The 17,008-nt window shown below is 63.5% G+C and carries 16 protein-coding genes and 1 pseudogene; 4 read left to right on the top strand and 13 right to left on the bottom strand.

Annotated features, from left to right (window positions below):
• Positions 1–598, top strand: a 598-nt coding sequence (locus tag AC2FLM_RS18615; protein ID WP_496859448.1) for a response regulator, incomplete at its 5' end; no start/stop codon positions are given.
• An 87-nt stretch (positions 599–685) separates the two neighbouring features.
• Here the strand turns inward: AC2FLM_RS18615 and AC2FLM_RS18610 are convergent.
• From AC2FLM_RS18610 to capB, 8 genes are all read right to left on the bottom strand, one after another.
• Positions 686–850 carry a hypothetical protein gene (locus AC2FLM_RS18610; protein WP_496859447.1) on the bottom strand — a complete coding sequence of 55 codons (165 nt, stop codon included), beginning with the start codon at positions 848–850 and terminating at the stop codon, positions 686–688.
• 135 nt (positions 851–985) lie between these two features.
• Positions 986–2,155 carry an ABC transporter substrate-binding protein gene (locus tag AC2FLM_RS18605; RefSeq protein WP_496859446.1) on the bottom strand — a complete coding sequence of 390 codons (1,170 nt, stop codon included), beginning with the start codon at positions 2,153–2,155 and terminating at the stop codon, positions 986–988.
• Positions 2,156–2,166: 11 nt separating this feature from the next.
• Positions 2,167–3,231: a branched-chain amino acid ABC transporter permease gene (locus tag AC2FLM_RS18600; RefSeq protein ID WP_496859445.1), complete on the bottom strand. Its 1,065-nt coding sequence runs from the start codon at positions 3,229–3,231 to the stop codon at positions 2,167–2,169.
• Between the two features lies 1 nt (position 3,232).
• On the bottom strand, positions 3,233–4,147 hold the full coding sequence (locus tag AC2FLM_RS18595) for a branched-chain amino acid ABC transporter permease (RefSeq protein ID WP_496859444.1): 915 nt from the start codon (positions 4,145–4,147) through the stop codon (positions 3,233–3,235).
• On the bottom strand, positions 4,144–4,884 hold the full coding sequence (locus tag AC2FLM_RS18590; RefSeq protein WP_496859443.1) for an ABC transporter ATP-binding protein: 741 nt from the start codon (positions 4,882–4,884) through the stop codon (positions 4,144–4,146). Before AC2FLM_RS18590 ends, AC2FLM_RS18595 begins: the two co-directional genes overlap by 4 nt.
• Positions 4,884–5,588 carry an ABC transporter ATP-binding protein gene (locus AC2FLM_RS18585; RefSeq protein ID WP_496859442.1) on the bottom strand — a complete coding sequence of 235 codons (705 nt, stop codon included), beginning with the start codon at positions 5,586–5,588 and terminating at the stop codon, positions 4,884–4,886. Before AC2FLM_RS18585 ends, AC2FLM_RS18590 begins: the two co-directional genes overlap by 1 nt.
• A gap of 48 nt (positions 5,589–5,636) precedes the next feature.
• On the bottom strand, positions 5,637–7,757 hold the full coding sequence (gene capA / locus AC2FLM_RS18580) for a caprolactamase subunit alpha (protein ID WP_496859441.1): 2,121 nt from the start codon (positions 7,755–7,757) through the stop codon (positions 5,637–5,639).
• A gap of 27 nt (positions 7,758–7,784) precedes the next feature.
• A complete protein-coding gene (gene capB / locus AC2FLM_RS18575; protein ID WP_496859440.1) occupies positions 7,785–9,536 on the bottom strand; it encodes a caprolactamase subunit beta in 1,752 nt (583 codons plus the stop codon).
• A 272-nt stretch (positions 9,537–9,808) separates the two neighbouring features.
• Here capB and AC2FLM_RS18570 point away from each other — a divergent pair, with 272 nt between their 5' ends.
• A complete protein-coding gene (locus AC2FLM_RS18570; RefSeq protein ID WP_496859439.1) occupies positions 9,809–10,771 on the top strand; it encodes an AraC-like ligand-binding domain-containing protein in 963 nt (320 codons plus the stop codon).
• Here AC2FLM_RS18570 and AC2FLM_RS18565 read toward each other — a convergent pair.
• The 4 genes from AC2FLM_RS18565 to gabT are packed head-to-tail and all read right to left on the bottom strand — an operon-like array spanning position 10,733 to position 15,530.
• On the bottom strand, positions 10,733–11,680 hold the full coding sequence (locus AC2FLM_RS18565) for a phosphate acyltransferase (protein ID WP_496859438.1): 948 nt from the start codon (positions 11,678–11,680) through the stop codon (positions 10,733–10,735). The two genes, AC2FLM_RS18570 and AC2FLM_RS18565, sit on opposite strands and share 39 nt — an antisense overlap.
• Positions 11,677–12,774 (bottom strand): butyrate kinase, encoded by a 1,098-nt coding sequence (gene buk, locus AC2FLM_RS18560; RefSeq protein WP_496859437.1) that lies wholly within the window; start codon positions 12,772–12,774, stop codon positions 11,677–11,679. The genes AC2FLM_RS18565 and buk overlap by 4 nt, the downstream gene beginning before the upstream one ends.
• Positions 12,771–14,201: an aldehyde dehydrogenase family protein gene (locus tag AC2FLM_RS18555; RefSeq protein WP_496859436.1), complete on the bottom strand. Its 1,431-nt coding sequence runs from the start codon at positions 14,199–14,201 to the stop codon at positions 12,771–12,773. The genes buk and AC2FLM_RS18555 overlap by 4 nt, the downstream gene beginning before the upstream one ends.
• A gap of 27 nt (positions 14,202–14,228) precedes the next feature.
• Entirely contained in the window at positions 14,229–15,530 is a 1,302-nt protein-coding gene (gene gabT, locus AC2FLM_RS18550; protein WP_496859435.1) for a 4-aminobutyrate--2-oxoglutarate transaminase, read from the bottom strand.
• A 123-nt stretch (positions 15,531–15,653) separates the two neighbouring features.
• Here gabT and AC2FLM_RS18545 point away from each other — a divergent pair, with 123 nt between their 5' ends.
• The gene (locus AC2FLM_RS18545) at positions 15,654–16,232 is read left to right on the top strand and encodes a cupin domain-containing protein (protein WP_496859434.1); all 579 of its coding nucleotides are present in this window, start codon (positions 15,654–15,656) and stop codon (positions 16,230–16,232) included.
• A gap of 107 nt (positions 16,233–16,339) precedes the next feature.
• Here AC2FLM_RS18545 and AC2FLM_RS18540 read toward each other — a convergent pair whose 3' ends face one another.
• Positions 16,340–16,609 (bottom strand): (2Fe-2S)-binding protein, encoded by a 270-nt coding sequence (locus AC2FLM_RS18540; RefSeq protein ID WP_496859449.1) that lies wholly within the window; start codon positions 16,607–16,609, stop codon positions 16,340–16,342.
• 322 nt (positions 16,610–16,931) lie between these two features.
• Between AC2FLM_RS18540 and AC2FLM_RS18535 the strand changes: the two are divergent.
• Positions 16,932–17,008, top strand: a pseudogene (locus tag AC2FLM_RS18535) (IS5/IS1182 family transposase); the annotation flags it as partial.

Below are 17,008 nucleotides of genomic sequence, written 5' to 3'. Positions count from 1 at the left end.
GGGCAGCGCTTGGTCGATCACGCGCCGTTCGGGCACTGGCGCACGCAGACCTTCATCGGTGCCCTGCGCCATGACCGAGAACGCGCGCGAGGCGTTGCTTCTCAACACGATAGAGGGGTTCTCTCTCGATGAAGTCGCCCAGGTGATGCAGACCGAAGCAAGTGAAGCGCAGGAGCTGGTGCAAACCGCACTTGCGGAAATGAATGCCGCCGTTTCAGGCAAGGTGATGATCATCGAGGACGAAGCGGTGATCGCCATGGATCTGGAAAATATTGTTGCAGAGATGGGGCACGAGATCACAGGTGTTGCCCGGACCAAAAAAGGTGCCCTTGAACTGGCGGCCAAGAACGAGGCCGATCTGATCCTGTCGGATATCCAGCTGGCCGACAACTCCAGCGGTATCGACGCAGTCAACGACATTCTGCGCGAGTTTGGGGATCGACCGGTCATCTTTATCACGGCGTTTCCCGAGAGACTGTTGACAGGCAGCGGTCCCGAACCGGCCTTTCTGATCTCGAAACCCTATACCGAAGACCAGGTTCGTTCGGCGGTCAGTCAGGCGATGTTCTTCGCTTCGACGGAAACCCTGAAGGCTTGAGCAGGATTGCTTTCACCGCGCCCGTGCCGAAGGCACCGTTTTGCGGCAAAGGCAAAGCGTCGGGGTGGACGAAAATCGCTCCGCAGCTCAAAGCACCTGAAGGGTTCTTTTCGTCAATCCAACGCAGTCGCTGGTCTGCATGAACAGACCAGCATCACCGACGCGCAAGGCGAAAGTGTCTGGAACACCACCTACTGCTGGAAAACTGCGCAAGCGCAAGATCGCCGTCATCGCAAGAAAACGCGTCACCATGGCAAACGCGATCCGTGAATGGCTTTGAAATCGTCACCTCAGGCCACATGAATAATACAGCTGCCAGCAGGCTGGAACAAATGTACCCCCGCATTCGCGGGGGCACTTTATCTCTGCTGAAACACCGGCTTCAGGTCACTTCAACAGTACATCAAGCGGCACAGGCTGGCTGATGGTCCAGCTATCGGCAACGGCCGGTTTACCCTTCGTGATCTCGACAATCTGCATCTCGGCAACGTTCTGGTGATGCAGGTCAGCCGTGAAGCTGCGCGGGCCGAACGCGGTGGGCTCGTCCTGCATCTTTTCCAGTTCCGCCGTCACCGCTGCACCATCCAGAGTGCCTGCGCGTTCCACGGCCTTGGCCCAGAGATCGAGCAGCACATAGCCTGGATAGGCATAGGAACTTGCCGGGCGAGCTCCCGTGGCCTTTTCATAAGCCTGGTTGAATGCCTCGACCTCCGCGCGCGGATCGTCGCCATAGATCGACCCCTGCACCGGCACGACAAAGCCCGACAGATCGGGTGTGGCGTCCAGCCAATAAGAGCCGTCCACCGCAGACCCGTTGAGGATCAACGAATTGATCCCGGCGGCACGGATCTGACGCACCGCCGAAGCCGCGCCAGGGATGTAGGAGCAGAGCATGATTACGTCGGGTTCCTGCGGCAGCGCCTTGATCCGGGTGATCTGGCTGGCGATCGAGGCGTCGTCATTCTTGAAGGTATCGCGGCCGACGATCTGGGTGCCGTCAATCTGCGGGAACATCCAGTCGAAGCCACTGCAAATTCCCTTGTTGTATTCGATGGTGGTGTCGAGCAGCACATAGCCCGTCTTGGCGCCGCGCTTGGCATGGCTCCACTCGGCCATGGTCGCGCCCTGCACCGCCGCCAGCACCGAACCCGAGAAGGCATGCGGGCCGACGCCCTGAATGCCGGCCTTCACATCCTCGGCACAAAGGAAGAAGGAAACCATCCCCTCGGCCTCGGCCGACAGCGCCGCGGGTGCGCCAAAATCGTAGTCGCAGCTGACGATCATCATATCGGCGCCTTCGTCGATCACCTGAAGCCCGGCCCTGGCCGATTGCTGGCGGTCGGTTTTGGTGTCGGCCTCGACCCATTTGATCTGCCGGCCCAAGAGCCCGCCATCCGCGTTGATCTCGTCGATGCGGATCTTGGCGGCCGTCGCAGCGGGGGTATCGTATGCCTCCATCCAGCCGGATTTCGCAATCGCGAAACCGATGGTGATATCCTCGGCCATGGCAGGCCACGCCAGCGCGGCAAAAGCCGACGCAAGTGCAAGTCTTTTCACAGGTCTTCTCCTCAGTTGGTTGATTTCGCGCCGTCCAGGCGCGATTGGCGAAGCCATTGCGGCTTCAGTTTGAATTCCTTTCCGGCGGTCACCCCGTTGGGCCGCAGGATCAGCACCAGGATCATCGCCATCCCGATCAGAATCTCCTGGGTGCCCGATGGAAGCGCGAAATGCGTTGTACCGATGGCCACGCCCTGTTCAGCCCGCACCAGCAACTCGATCAGGAGCGACAGCAGCAAGACCCCCATGACCGCGCCCGACAGGCTGCCGATGCCGCCCACAACCAGCATGGCAAGCGAAATGAACGTGATCCCCAGATAGAAGCTGTCAGGGTTCAGCACGCCGATGGAATGGCCCAACAGCGCGCCCGACACGCCGGTAAAGAAACCCGAGATCACCAGCGACAGCAGCCGGTGGCGATACATGTCGATGCCGCTGGCGCGCGCCGCGACCTCATCCTCGCGCGTGGCGCGCAACGCCAGCCCCGAGGCCGAATTGGCGTAGAGATTGGCCGCAAGAATCGCCGCGACCGCCCAACCCAGCGCCACCCACTGATTCACATATCGCGGCAGGCCCACGACCGAACTGGTCGCGCCCGTCACGCCCTCCCAGTTGGAATAAACGGTGTTGACGATGGCCAGAAAGGCAAATGTGGCAATCGAGGCGGCGATGCCCGAAAGCCGCAGGATCGCCGCCCCGGACAAGAGCGCGACAAACGCCGCCAGTAGCCCACCGGCGATGGCGGCCGGAAAGACGGGCCACTGGGCCTGCATCAGCCAGTCGGGCAGATCGGGCAGGAACAGCGCCTTGGATTGCGGTTTCAGCGTCAGCCAGGCCGAGCAATAGGCGCCGATCGCCATGTATCCGGCATGGCCAAAGCTGATCACGCCGGAATTGCCGACAAAGATCCAGAGCGAGACCACCAGCACCACCCGCACCAGGGTTTCGGCCATGGTGCGCGCCAGCGCCTTATCGCCGAAGAGTGCCACCAGAACGACAAAGCCCAGAAGGAGAACCGCCAGGACGACCGGCGTCGAATAGGCCGCGATACGATTGCTTGTGTGTTGCGATTGCATGTCAGACCCTCGGCTTGGCAGATGCGGGAACGAACAGCCCCTGCGGCCGCAGCAGCAGGCAGACGATCACCAGTGTGTAGAGAAACGCATCGCGGAACGGCCGCGCGTCGAGCGGCAGCCAGGCCTGCAAGACAACCGACACGATGCCGACCAGGAACCCGGCGGCCACGGCACCGGGGAGCGAGCCCAAGCCACCCAGAACCGTGGCGATAAAGGCCACCAGCATGATCTGCCCGCCCATCTTCACATCCGCTACGCCGGTCTGTGTCGCCATGATCAGCGCCACCGCAGCGGCCAGCGCGCCCGACAGGGCAAAGGCCCCGGTGATTACCCGGTTGGCCCGCACGCCCAACAGGCGCGCCATGGTGAAATTCTCGGCCGCGGCACGCATTTCCAGCCCGATACGCGTCTTTTTCAGCAACAGCGCCAGCCCGGTCACAACCAGCAGCGTCGTCGCGATCACAATGAGCTGCAACAGCGGGACGCTGGCACCGGCTACTTTCACGGGCGTGTTCAGGCCAGGCCACAGGCTGATCGCCTTTGGCCGCCCGCCATAGGCCGCCAGCAGCGCGTTACGGATCACGAAACCCAAGGCGAAAGAAGCGATCATCATCGCCACCGGATCGGCCCGTCGCAAATGCCGGAACACGGCATATTCGCTGGCCACCGCGAGCAGTCCGCCCAGGGTAAGGATCACTGGGATCAGGACCAAGGCGGGTGCATGGCCCAGAAACATCACCGCCACCGCATCGGTCGAGGGCACGATCAGCGCAAAAACGCAAAAAGCGATGTATTCGCCATGCGCGAAATTCACCAGGTTCATCACCCCAAAGATCAGCGCGATCCCCAGTGCCGCCATGGCATAGAGCCCGCCAAGGGAGGCCGCATCGAAGAAAAGCTGGGCAAGGTTGGTCATGTCGTCGCCTCTGTTTGTTGGCTGGACTTGCCGAAATAGGCCTCGGCCAGCGCGTCGCGGTCAGCCATGTCGGCGGCATTGCCTTCGCCCACGATCCGCCCGCCGCGCATCAGCACCATGCGCCCACCCACCCGCGCAGCCCGCAGCGAGCTTTGCTCGACGATAAGCAGGGTCAGTCCGCGCTCCTCTTGCAACGCGCAGAGCGTGTCATAGACCTGATCCACGATCTTTGGCGCCAGCCCGAGCGAGGGCTCGTCGACCATGATCAACTTGGGGTTGGTCATCAGCGCGCGGCCAATGGCCAGCATCTGTTGCTGTCCACCCGACAGGGCGCCCGCCGCCGCGCCCCGGCGCTCTCCCAGGATCGGGAAGCTGGAGTAGATATCGCCGATATCCTCTTCCACCGCGCTCGCATCACGGCGCAGCCCGGTGCCAACGCGCAGGTTCTCCTCGACCGTGAGCGCGCCGAAGATCTCGCGTCCCTCGGGCACCATCGAAAGTCCCAACCGGGCAATCGCCTCGGGTGCGCAGCCGGTCAGCAGGTCACCATCCATCTCGATCCGGCCATGGCTTGTCGCCACCGCGCCGCTGATCGCCTTTAGCAGCGAGGACTTGCCCGCCCCGTTCGGCCCCGAGACAAAGACGCGCTCACCCTCTTCGAGATGCAGCGTCAGATCGTTGACCGCAGGCACCTTGCCGTAGCGCACCGAGACATCGAACACCCCCAGCTTGGACATCACGCGGCCTCCTGATCGGCGCCGAAATAGGCGTCGCGGACGCGCTGGCTGGCGGTGATCGCGCTGCGGTCGCCCTCTTCGATCACCTGCCCGGCATCGAGCACGTAGACACACGCGCTGACCGACAGGACCAGCCCGACATTATGTTCGATCAGCAGAACCCCGGTGCCCAGCTCACCCGCGACCCGGGCGATCAGCGCGGCAAGGTCGTCGGCCTCGGCCTCGGACATGCCCGCCGCCGGTTCATCGAGCAGCAGGAAGGAGGGCGCGAACATCAGCGCGCGGGCGATACCCACCCGCCGCTCGTCGGTATAGGGCAATCCGGCGGCGGGTTTTTCGGCCAGATCGGCCACGCCCATCCAGTCCAGAACCCGCATTGCCTCGACCTCCGAGGCGTGGCGCGAATGTCCCAGCCCCACGCCCGTCACCGCGAGGTTGTCGAGCACGTCGAGACCGGTGAACAGCCGCCCGGCCTGGAATGTCCGCGCCACGCCCTCGCGGCGAAGCAGATGCGCAGGATGGGCGCTGACATCGTGCCCACCCAGCAGAATGCGCCCCGTGCTTGGTGCCTGGAACCCAGTCAGCACGTTTACCAGAGTCGTCTTCCCCGCGCCGTTCGGGCCGATCAGGCCATGAACCGCGCCCGGGGTGACGGTGAGCGTCACGTCGGTGAGAGCCTTGAACCCGCCGAACGCCACCGTCACCCCGGTTGCCCTCAGGGAGCAACTGTTATCGCCGCGCATCGCCACGACTCACGCCTCGGCCAGTTCTTTGGCCACTGCGGCGCGCGTGGCCGAAGCATCCGCCGTCAGGACATAGGTCCCGGTTTCGTGCAGGTTCACGGTCCAGCCCGGCTCCACGACAATGGTCGTTGTCACTTCCTCGATCACTGCCGGGCCGTGCAGCACATCACCCGCGCCGAGCGCAGAGCCGTCATAGACGGGTGTGTTCTGGGACACACCATCGGCGCTGAACACCATCTCGCGGTGGGTCTTGAGTGCCGAAGATGCCCCTTTACCCGCCGCGATATGCATCCGTTTCGGCTTGTCGACATGGCCGGTGATCGCACTTTCCACGTTCACCACTTCGACGGCGTTATGCGGCTCGTCATAGGTGTAAAGCGCGCGGTGGCGGGCGTGGAACGCCGCCTTGATGTCCTCGAGCGAGGTTTCGGTGACCGCGAAGGGACCAACCTCCACCGTGCATTCATGCACCTGGCCAACATAGCGCATATCGAGCGTGCGCCGGATCGAGATATCGCCCTCACCAAACCCGTCGCCCGCCAGGTCGTCGCGACCGCGCGCCTCCAGCCCGTTGAACAGATCGTCGAGCGTCTTGGCTGCGTCAGCCCCCTGCAACCGCAAGGGAGCGGGCGCCATGTAGTTGTACTTCACGTCCGAGATGATCTGACCATAGGCGCAAAGCCCCGAGGCGAGCTTGGAGATCAGCACCTTGGAAATGCCCATTTCGCGCGCCAGTGCGGTGATATGCGCGCCCGTCGCCCCGCCCGCGCCCATCAGCACGAAGTCGCGCGGGTCATAGCCGCGTTCCACCGAAACCCGTCGGATCGCGTTCACCATGTTGTTGTTGACGATGGTGAACATGCCATAGGCGGCACGCTCCACGCTGATCCCCAGCGGATCGGCCAAATAGGTCTTGATCGCCGCCCGCGCCTTGGCCGCGTCGAGTGGCAACCGCCCGCCGACAAGCCCATCGCCGTTGAGATAGCCCAACACGAGGTTGGCATCGGTCGTGGTCGGCCGTTCGCCGCCCTGGCCGTAACAGGCAGGTCCGGGCTCGGATCCCGCCGATTGCGGCCCCATCTGCATCAGCCCCATCTCGTCGATCCAGCCGATGGAGCCGCCCCCGGCGCCCAGGGTTTCCACCTGGATCATCGGGATGCCGATGCGATAGCGCAGGAAGTCGATGTTCTTGTTGACGTTGGCCTTGCCATCCTTGGTCAGGGTGATGTCGAACGAGGTCCCGCCCATGTCGCAGGTGATGATGTTCTGCTCATCCCAGGGCGCACCGACGTCAAGCGCCGCCTGCGGAGCAGAGGCCGGACCAGAATTGATGGCATAGACCGACTGATCCGTCACCACCTTGCCCAGAGCCAGCCCGCCATTGGACTGGAAATAGCGGACCGGGTGTTTCGACCCCAGTTCGCGGAAATAGGCATCGATCGCCTCGACATAACGTTGCAGAATCGGGGCCAGATAGGCGTTCACGATGGCAGTCGAGGTGCGGGTGTACTCGCGCACCTGAGGGTAAAGCTGGCTGCCGACGGTCAGCCGCACATCCGGCATCATCTCGCGCACGATCTGGGCCGCGCGCATTTCGTGTTCGGGATGCAGCACCGACCAGACAAAGCTGATCGCCACCGATTCCACGCCTTCGGCTATGAAATACCGGCAGGCGGCGCGCACATCCTCCTCGTTCAGCGGCGTGCGCACCGAACCGTCCGAGATCACCCGCTCGCTGACGCCCTTGCGCAGATGGCGCGGCACCAGCATCGTCGCGGGTGGGTACTCGGGATCGTAGCGATAGCCGTCTTCCTTGTGGCCCAGCCGGATTTCAATCGAATCCTCGTGGCCGCGCGTGGCGATCAGCCCGGTCTTGGCGCCGTTATGGGTGATCAACGCGTTGAGGCCGACGGTGGTGCCATTGATGCAGAGATCCGAGTTCGAGACGATCTCTTCGGCGCTCAGCCCGGTTTCCTCGGTGATCAGAGCCAACCCGTTCCGAATGGCTTTGGTGGGTTCCGTCGGCGTGGACAGCACCTTGAAGATCTGCACCTCGCCACCAGCGCTTGCCAGGATGAAATCGGTAAAGGTGCCGCCGGCGTCGATGCCCAGACGATATTTGCTACGCATGAGAATAATCCTTTTCTGTCAGAGGCTTCAGGCCGCCGCGCGGGCCTTGGCCGTGGCGGCTTCGTCCACGGTCAGCGTATCGGGGTCTGCAATCACCACGCCATAATCCAGCCGGGCGCCCTCGACCGACACCAGCCCGTTGCGGATATCGGCAACCACCTTTTGCACCTCGCGTTCGAACGGGTTGCCATAGCCGCCACCGCCCGGATTGATGTTGGCCGCGCGTTCGCCGGGCCTGATGGTTTCGATCACGTTGTCGGTGATGATCCGGGTTTCCCCGTCGCGGGTGACTTCGAGCCGCCCGACCTTTTTCTCGACCATGGCGGATTTCGCCCCGGCAGCGCCCATCGCCGGGATTCGGCGGCCTTCGCCAAAGGTGATCAGCGTCATGTCACGGTCCAGCGGTTCGACCTCCCAGCGGGTGCCCGAGCCGCCCCGGAACTTGCCCGCGCCACCACTGTCGGTCATCAGCCCGTATTCGTGGATGATGATCGGATAAGAATGCTCCAGCATCTCGATGTCACCGCTGGTCAGCGCGCCGAAACAGCATTCCGGCCCGCAGGCGTGCCAGCCGTCCTGGCTGGCCGTGGCCCCCGCCCCCGAGATGATCGAGGCCAGCACCATGGTCACGTATTCCTCGTCGTGCCGGGTATCCCAGCCCGCGATATTGCAGCCATTGGCATGCCCCCACGAGGCGGAAACCTTGTCTGGCGCCGCTTGTTCAAAAGCCAGCCGCACCGCATCGGTCAGCGTCTCCATCGGGGTGGTGGTACAGTTCATGTGCGGCGCGGGCGGCTTGGCATTGCAGAGCGTGCCCTTGGGCCCCATGTCGACCGTCACATTGCGATAGAGCCCTTCGTTATAGGGCGGCGGCAACTGGGCGAACATCATCAGGCCCAGATAGACGCCGGAATAGGAATTGCCCTCGTAAGAGTTTATGAAATAGGGGATCTGCGGCGGACTGGCGATCTCGATATGGCAGGTCTCGCCCTTGATCGTGACCGTCGCGGTGATGTCGAAATCGCCAAATCCGTGACCGGCATCCTCCAGCACTGCCGTGCCGCTGTAGGTCCCGTCCGGGACCTTGGCGATCAGCCCGGACATGTGCCGGTTGGCCATAGCCAAAAGCTCTTCGATGCAGTCCTGCACCACGTCTTTGCCGTATTTGTCCATCAACGCGATCAGATTGCGTGCGCCCACCTGGCAGGCGCCGATCAAGGCGTTGAAATCACCCTCCTGGTCGCGCCGCGCCCGCATGTTGGTCAAGAGCAGGTTCAGCACATCGTTGCGCGGAACACCCTTGTCCCAGATCTTGACCGGCGGAATGCGCAGCCCCTCGGCAAAAATCTCCTTGGCCTCGGGGTTGTAGCCCGCCGGAACCGGCCCGCCGATATCGGTCAGGTGGCCCTTGCACACGGTCCAGAACACCAGCTCGCCCTTATAGAACACCGGGTAGTACATGCAGGTGTCGATGATGTGCGACCCGGCGTAATCGGGGTCGTTATGCAGGATCAGGTCGCCCTCGTTGATGTCGCCATCGAAGAACCTGTTGACCGCCTTCATCGCCGGGATGAGTGATCCCAGATGGATCGGAATGTCCTGCCCTTGCAGGATCATCTCGGGCGTATGGTTGAACAAGGCGGTGGAATAATCATGCGCCAGGTTGAAGACCGAGCTGCGCGCGGTCTTTTCCAATGCCATCGTCATCTCGCGCTGGGTGGTCTCAAGAACACCTCTCACCACTGAAAGCGTGATTGGGTCGACTTGTCGTTCTGCCATTGTTTCCGGTCCTCTGCTTGGGTGCAGAAGACGCGCCTATCGGGTTTCCGATTGTTCCCCCGATCCGGCGCATTCCCCTGCACTTCGATCTGGCAGACAGGGTTCCCGGGAAAACGATTCCGGTCTTGACGATCCGTGCACAAAGCTTTGGCAGATGGCGCAGGATAATTTGTCAACCAGCGCAGGATGAGTTGACGCAGAGCGCAGAACGCCTGTTTTTCTTTGGTTTTGGGCGCTCCGTCACGTAAAGTTCACCGAGGGAGGACTATTCGATGGCAGCCGCGTTCCGCTTTTCGACTGGCGCGATAGAACCGCAGCATCGTTCCAGCAAATGGAATGCGGTGGTGTCCGAAGCCTACTTTCCGCTCGAGCTGCAATTCCGCGATCCGGTCCATTTCAACGGCGAACTGGCCCGGGCCGAGCTTGGCCATGTCGGCATGTCGCGGCTCACCTCGGATCCGGTGAACTACGAACGCCGCCGCTCGCACATCCGCAGCGCGCAGGAAGAAGAGTATCTTGTCACGCTGCCCCGCGCCACATCGGTCGAGTTTCGTCAGATGGGCCAAGACGTGCGCTGCGATCCCGGTGGATTTATCATCGAGCGCGGCGATGAACCCTATCGCTTTCTCTACGAGCGTCCAAACGATCTCTACGTTCTCAAGGTCAGCCGGCGCGCGCTGGCCGAGCGGGTGCGCCAGCCCGATCGCTTTTGCGCCCGGGTGATCGACGCCACCACCGGCACGGCGGGGCTTTTTGCCACCATGGTCAGCCACGCGCAGAGCCAGATCGACGATCTGACCCCGGCGGCCCGCGAAACTATCGGCCGGCAGTTGCTTGAACTTCTGGGCCTTGCCCTCAACGATGCCTCGAACGCCAACGAAAGCGGCTATTCCTCGGTCCGCGCCGCGCATCTGTCGCGGGTCGAGAAATACATCCGCGCCAACCTTAAGGACCCAGATCTTTCACCCGATCTGATCGCCGATGCCTGTGGCATCTCAAAACGCTACCTGCACGACCTGTTCAAGGATGTGAACGGCACGGTCAGCCAACAGATCCGCGATCAGCGGCTGGTGGCGGCGCGCGACCGCCTTCAGGCCTCTCGCGATCTGCCCATTTCCGAGGTGGCCTATCGTTTCGGCTTTGCCGACCAGGCGCAGTTTTCGCGGCTGTTCAAGGCCAAGTTCGGGATGACACCGTCAGAGTTCCAGCGCGGCGCGGTGCTTCGCCCCGTCTGATTCCGCAAGCGCACGCCCGCGCAGAACCGCGCCCGCCAGCAACAGCGCGTTCACCCGCCGCGCCGCCGAATCCGAGCGTGAGTTCAGCAGCACCGGAACCCGTGCCCCCAGCACGATAGAGCCGGTCTTTGCCTGGCCGTGAAACTTCCACGCCTTGGCTACCGCATTGGCCGCATCGATTGTGGGAAACAGCAGCAGATCCGCCACCCCCGCCGCTGGCATGTCCTGCAAGCCCTTGATCTGCGCCGCCTCGGGCGACACGGCCACGTCATAGCCCATCGGCCCGCCGATTTCGAACCCTGGCAGCCCCGCGCGCGCCAGCGCTTCGGCGTCGCGTGTCGCCGGGATCGCATCGCTGGCCTTTTCGGTCGCGCAAACGGCGGCCACCTTCACGGGGCGCACCCCCAGCCCGGCAAAAAGCGGCAAGGTGTTACACACGATCTGACGCTTTTGATCCAGCGTCGGCATCGGCACGATACCGTTATCCGTCACCGCGATAAGCCGCCCAACCGAGGGCATTTCCGCCACCGTCACGTTGGACAGGACATCGCCATCGCGCAGCCCGTCGGCGCGGTCGACCACCGCGCGCAGGTAGCTGCCGCTGTCGACGTGGCCTTTCATCAGCACATCGCCGCGCCCCGCGCGAATGGCCGCCGCCGCCGCACGGGCGCAGTCCTGAACACCGAAAGCCGGTACAACCTCGACGGCACCTTGCAGCTCCGGTGCCATCAATGGCGCCATCGCCTCGGGATCGCCGCTCACCACCGCGCCGTCGATCAAGCCGCTCTCCAGCATGGCTGCCAGTGCCACCATCACCTCTGTCGCTTCACCGCCCGCCACCACGGGCCGCAGCGGGGCAGCGGCGCGGGAAAGCCCGCGCAGCGCCGCGAACGACCGTACCGCTGTCATGCCGCTTGCGTGGCAAGCGGCCAGCGCATCGCCTGCTCGGTCCCGCACAGCACCCGCGCGGCACCTTCGGCCAGCGCCCGACACTCGTCGCTACCCGGATAGGTGAAGAGGGGCGCCAGCCGTGCCAACTTGCCTTCGAGATATCCGCGCACTTGGGCGCTGTTGGCCAGTCCGCCGGTCAGCACGATCCCGTCGAGTTCGAAATCCGCCACCGACGCCATGGCGCCCACCGTCTTGGCCACCTGATAGAGCATCGCCTCGAACACCAGCGCTGCTCTCTCGTCGCCTGCCGCGATCATAGCCTCGACGCTCCGGATATCCTTGGTGCCGAGCAACCCGTAGACCCCACCCTGCCCATACAGTTTCTTGAGCAATTCCTCGCGCGTGTAGCGCCCGGAGTAACACAGCTCGATCAGCGGCAGCGGCGGCAACCCGCCTGCCCGTTCTGGCGTGAAGGGCGAGGATTCCATCCGGTTCGAGCTGTCGACCAGGCGCCCGTCCAGCAGCGTCGCGATGGAAAACCCGGCGCCCAGATGCGCCACCACCGCCCGCAATTCGTCAAACGGTTTGCCCAGATCGCTTGCCAGCCGCCGACCGCAGGCGCGGATATTCAACGCATGAACAAAGGAAAATCGCGGAATCTCGGCAAAACCAGAAACCCGCGCCACGGGCGCCAGTTGGTCCACGCTGACCGGATCGACAATGAAGGCGCGCGCGCCTTGCGCGCTGGCAATACGATGCGCCAGCGGCGCGCCGAGATTGCTGGCGTGCTGATAAACCGGCCGATGCAGCGCGAAATCGACCAACGCGTCGGAAACCTCGATCACCCCGGCCGGAACCGGCGTCAGCATGCCGCCCCGCCCGGCGCAGGCCACCAGCCGCACATCCGGATGCCAGTCCAGAAACGCCGCCACCTGGGCCGCACGAAAGTCGAGCTGGGCTGCGATGTTCGAAAACTGCGCCATCTCTGTTTCGTCATGCTCAAAGGTTTCTTCCGCCAGCGGCTCCACCGAGCCGCCGCGCGACACGTAGAGCGCGCAGCGCGTCGTCGTGGTGCCTGGGTTGATCGCCAGAATGGCCTCCACCCCGCTCATCCCGCGAACTCATAGGCGGTCTTGACCGTGGTATAGAACTCGGCGGCATAGCGCCCCTGTTCCCGTTGGCCATAGGACGACCCCTTTCGCCCGCCGAAGGGCACGTGATAGTCGACCCCGGCCGTTGGCAGGTTGACCATCACCATGCCCGCCTTTGCCTTCTGCCGGAACGCACGCGCGTGTTTGAGGCTGCCTGTGCAGATACCCGCACTCAGGCCGAATTCGGTATCGTTGGCCAGCGTCAGCGCCTCGTCGAAATCGGCCGCCTTGATCACGCTGGCGCAGGGCCCGAAAATCTCCTCGCGGCTCGACCGCATGCTGTTCGAGGCGCGCAGGAAAACTGCGGGCCGCTGGAAATACCCTTCGGTGTCTCCGTTCAGACGCTCGCCGCCGATCACCTCGCATCCCTCGTCCCGCGCCAGGTCGACATACGCGAGATTGCCCTGCAATTGCGCATCAGACACCACCGGCCCGACCTGGGTCGCGCTGTCCAGCGGGTCGCCCACGCGCAGCGCCTGCGCCCCCGCCACCAGACGTTCGACAAAGGCATCGTGTATGCCCGCCTCGACGATCAGCCGCGAAGAGGCGGTGCAGCGCTGCCCGGTTGAATAGAACGCGCCGTTTAGACAAGCCTCCACCGCGATATCGAGATCGGCGTCGTCCAGAACCACCATCGGGTTCTTGCCACCCATTTCGAGTTGCAGCTTTTTCAGGCCCCGCGCGGCCTCGACCGCCAGCGCCCGGCCCACCGGCACCGAGCCGGTAAAGGAAATCGCGTCGGCGCAGGGATGCTTCACGAGGGCATCACCCACCACCGCACCGCGCCCCATGACCAGGTTGAACACGCCGGCAGGAACGCTTGCCTGGTAAAGGATTTCGGCCAGCAGATGCGCACAGCCCGGTGTCAGGTCGGCGGGCTTGAACACCACCGTGTTGCCATAGGCCAGCGCAGGAGCGATTTTCCAAGCCGGTATTGCGATGGGGAAGTTCCACGGTGTGATGATCCCAACCACGCCCACCGGCTCGCGCGTCACCTCGATGCCCACGCCAGGACGGACCGAGGCCAACGCATCGCCACAAATCCTGAGCGCCTCGCCCGCGAAGAAACGAAAGATCTGCCCGGCCCGCACCGCCTCGCCCCGGGCTTCGGCCAACGTCTTACCTTCCTCGCGCGCGAGCAGATGAGCGATCTCGTCTGCGCGCGCAAGGATGGTCTGGGCCACGGTTTCCAACAGATCGGCCCGGTGTTGCGGCGTGCTGGCCGCCCATCCCGCCAGCGCGCCTTGCGCGGCCGCGACCGCCGCCTGCACCGCCTCGGCTGAGCCCTGGGCGTAAAGCCCGATCAGGTCGGACCGGTCCGCCGGGTTGCGGTTTTCCGAAGCCTCGGACGCGCCGATCCATTCCCCGGCAACGAGGTTCATTTTCATCGCATTTCCTCCCGTTGGGGTGTTGGCTCAGGCCGCCCGCGCGGCCTTGCCGATAGCCGCCTCAAGTGCGGCTTCGAGGATATCCAGCGCCTCGTCCACCTGTCCCATCGGGATGGTCAGTGGCGGCAACAGTCGCACCACGTTTCCATGGGTGCCACAGGGCAGAATGATCAGCCCGCGCGCCTCTGCCTCGGCCACGATTGCCTGGGTCAATGCCGCGTCGGGCGCCCGCGTTGCCCGGTCGGTGACCAGTTCGAACGCCACCATTGCGCCCACACCGCGCACGTCGCCAATCGCTTCCATTCCCTGTCGCGCGGCCATCGCCGCGAGCCGGTGTCGCAACACATCGCCCACCTGCTCGGCCCGGGTGCACAACCCTTCCTCGGCGATGACATCCAGCACCGCATTGGCGGCTGCCACGGCCAGCGGATTGCCCGCATAGGTGCCGCCAATGCCGCCCATCGGCGCCGCGTCGACAATCTCGGCCCGGCCCGTTACCGCCGACAGCGGAAAGCCCCCGGCCAGCCCCTTGGCCATCGTCACCAGGTCGGCCGCCACCCCCGCATGTTCCATGGCAAAAAGCTTGCCTGTTCGCGCCATGCCCGCCTGCACCTCGTCCGCGATCAGCACGATGCCATGCGTATCGCAGACCGCCCGCAGCCCGCGCAGGAATTCTGGCGGCGCGATGTTGAACCCGCCCTCGCCCTGCACCGGCTCGATGATGATCGCCGCCACCCGCTCCGGGTCGATGGTCGAGCGGAAGAGTTGGTCGAGCTGCGCCAGGCTCATCTCGGGCGTGACCCCGTGATAGGCATTTGGGAAGGTCGCGTGATAGACCTCGGGCGGCATCGCGCCAAAGGCGCGCTTGTAGGGCTGGACCTTGCCGCACAGTGCCATCCCCATCAGCGTGCGGCCATGAAACGCCCCCGAAAAGGCGATGACACCCGAACGCCCGGTAAAGGCCCGCGCCATCTTGACCGCGTTTTCAACTGCTTCGGCCCCGGTCGTAACCAGCATGGTCTTTTTGGCGAAATCCCCCGGCGTGGCCGCGTTCAGCCGTTCGGCCAGCCGCACATAGCCCTCGTAGGGGGCGACATGGAAACAGGTGTGGGTAAAGGCTTCGGCCTGGGCTGTCACGGCTGCCATCAATTTGGGGTGGCGGTGGCCGGTATTGTTAACCGCTATTCCGGCAGCAAGGTCGAGGTAACGCTTGCCATCGACATCCCACAATTCGGCGTTTTCAGCGCGGGCCGCATAGATGCCACGCGTTGCAACACCCTTGGCCACCGCCAATTCACGCCGTTCGATAAGATCCCTGGTCCGCGACATCTGCCCCTCCATGGTCAGCCAATACTGAGCATCGTTAGCTCAATATTTAAAGCATCTCAATTCTTTTTTCCGAAGCCCTGTTCAGGTAAATTCTCGGAAGATCATTGAGAGAAGGACGCCAGAATGACCGATTTTGATGTTGGCGCCAGACTGCGGGAACTCCGTATGAATAAAGGGTTTTCTCAGCGTCAACTGGCCGAGGCCGCTGCCGTTCCGCATGGTCAAATCTCGATGGTCGAGACAAACCGCAGCAGCCCGTCTGTTGCCACCTTGCGCAGAATTCTAGGCGGGCTGGACATAACAATGTCCGAGTTTTTTGAGCCTGAGGCGAATCAAGCGGGAGAGATCTTCTTTACGCCGGACCAGTTCAAGGATCTCACTTCGCGCATCTATTCTGATCGGATCGAAACGATTGGCCGCATGGCCTTGAAACAGGTTGGCAACGCGCGCGAACATGGGTTGCAGATTCTGCATGAAACTTACGAACCGGGCGCTGACACCGGCGACGACATGATTTCTCACCCATCCAGCGAAGGTGGAATCGTCATCGCGGGCGAACTCGAAGTAACCGTGGGCGATAGCGTTCGCATTCTCAAGACCGGCGACGGCTATCTTTTCAACTCGCGCGAGCCGCACCGCTTTCGCAACACATCCGACCGGATTGCGATCGTGGTATCCGCCTGCACGCCGCCATATCTTTGACTTCACCTCCACGTGGTCGGCGACATCGTAAACCAAGCGCCGTCACTCGGTCCCTCGTTCAGACGACTGAGGTTTGCGCCCCGGGGTTTGACCATGGCCAAGCCAGTTCATTCTGCGGCCTCCGGTATCTGTGCGGCGCGCAAAAGCGTGGCGATTTCCGGCCTGCACGAGCCGCAGTTCGTCCCCGCCCGCAAAGCGAGCCCCACAGCAGCGACACTGGTCAAACCGTCGCCTTCGACGGCGCGCAGGATCGTGTTGATGCCAACATTGAAACACGCGCACAACACCGGGCCGGGACCCGGCACATCCGAGGGCAGACGCCCTGACAGCACCGCGGCCGCCTCTTGCACGGGCAAGCCAGCCACGTAGTCGCGCATCACCGCGACCGGTTCCCGCGCGACGAACAGCGCCGCGAGCAACTTGCCCTCGGCGAAAAACCCGATGCGGGCAGAACCTCTGGCCATATCAGAAATCACCGAGGCCGCGGCGTCCGGCAAACTGAACAGCCGTCTCGCTTCGGCCTCCCAGTCGTGCGGGACGACGTCACCGGCCATTTCCGCCCGCCAGCCCGCATGGGTGCGCATCCGCGCCCAATAGGCAGAGTTGGAGCATATTTCGCCGCTCGACACGGCAAAACCGTACCAGGCTGCCTGAAACCGCGTTACCGCAACAACGCTGGCCTTGCTTTCCGGTTGACCGGATAACGGCATCTTCGCCCGCATCCTGACAGGCCTGGCTGCCGAGGGGACTGAGCACAAGACGATCATGATCGACGC

This window comes from Ruegeria sp. SAZD011, assembly GCF_059612545.1.
Note: the sequence above shows the minus strand (reverse complement) of the source record. Positions and strands in the feature narration are given on the sequence as shown.

Bases quoted from the DNA above. Each gene is read 5' to 3' on its own strand.
- AC2FLM_RS18570 (WP_496859439.1), top strand. From the start codon at position 9,809: ATGGCAGCCGCGTTCCGCTTTTCGACTGGCGCGATAGAACCGCAGCAT.
- AC2FLM_RS18555 (WP_496859436.1), bottom strand. From the start codon at position 14,201: ATGAAAATGAACCTCGTTGCCGGGGAATGGATCGGCGCGTCCGAGGCT.
- AC2FLM_RS18600 (WP_496859445.1), bottom strand. From the start codon at position 3,231: ATGCAATCGCAACACACAAGCAATCGTATCGCGGCCTATTCGACGCCG.
- AC2FLM_RS18565 (WP_496859438.1), bottom strand. From the start codon at position 11,680: ATGACAGCGGTACGGTCGTTCGCGGCGCTGCGCGGGCTTTCCCGCGCC.
- AC2FLM_RS18545 (WP_496859434.1), top strand. From the start codon at position 15,654: ATGACCGATTTTGATGTTGGCGCCAGACTGCGGGAACTCCGTATGAAT.
- AC2FLM_RS18595 (WP_496859444.1), bottom strand. From the start codon at position 4,147: ATGACCAACCTTGCCCAGCTTTTCTTCGATGCGGCCTCCCTTGGCGGG.
- capB (WP_496859440.1), bottom strand. From the start codon at position 9,536: ATGGCAGAACGACAAGTCGACCCAATCACGCTTTCAGTGGTGAGAGGT.
- buk (WP_496859437.1), bottom strand. From the start codon at position 12,774: ATGAGCGGGGTGGAGGCCATTCTGGCGATCAACCCAGGCACCACGACG.
- AC2FLM_RS18540 (WP_496859449.1), bottom strand. From the start codon at position 16,609: ATGCGCGACTACGTGGCTGGCTTGCCCGTGCAAGAGGCGGCCGCGGTG.
- AC2FLM_RS18590 (WP_496859443.1), bottom strand. From the start codon at position 4,884: ATGTCCAAGCTGGGGGTGTTCGATGTCTCGGTGCGCTACGGCAAGGTG.
- capA (WP_496859441.1), bottom strand. From the start codon at position 7,757: ATGCGTAGCAAATATCGTCTGGGCATCGACGCCGGCGGCACCTTTACC.
- gabT (WP_496859435.1), bottom strand. From the start codon at position 15,530: ATGTCGCGGACCAGGGATCTTATCGAACGGCGTGAATTGGCGGTGGCC.
- AC2FLM_RS18610 (WP_496859447.1), bottom strand. From the start codon at position 850: ATGGTGACGCGTTTTCTTGCGATGACGGCGATCTTGCGCTTGCGCAGT.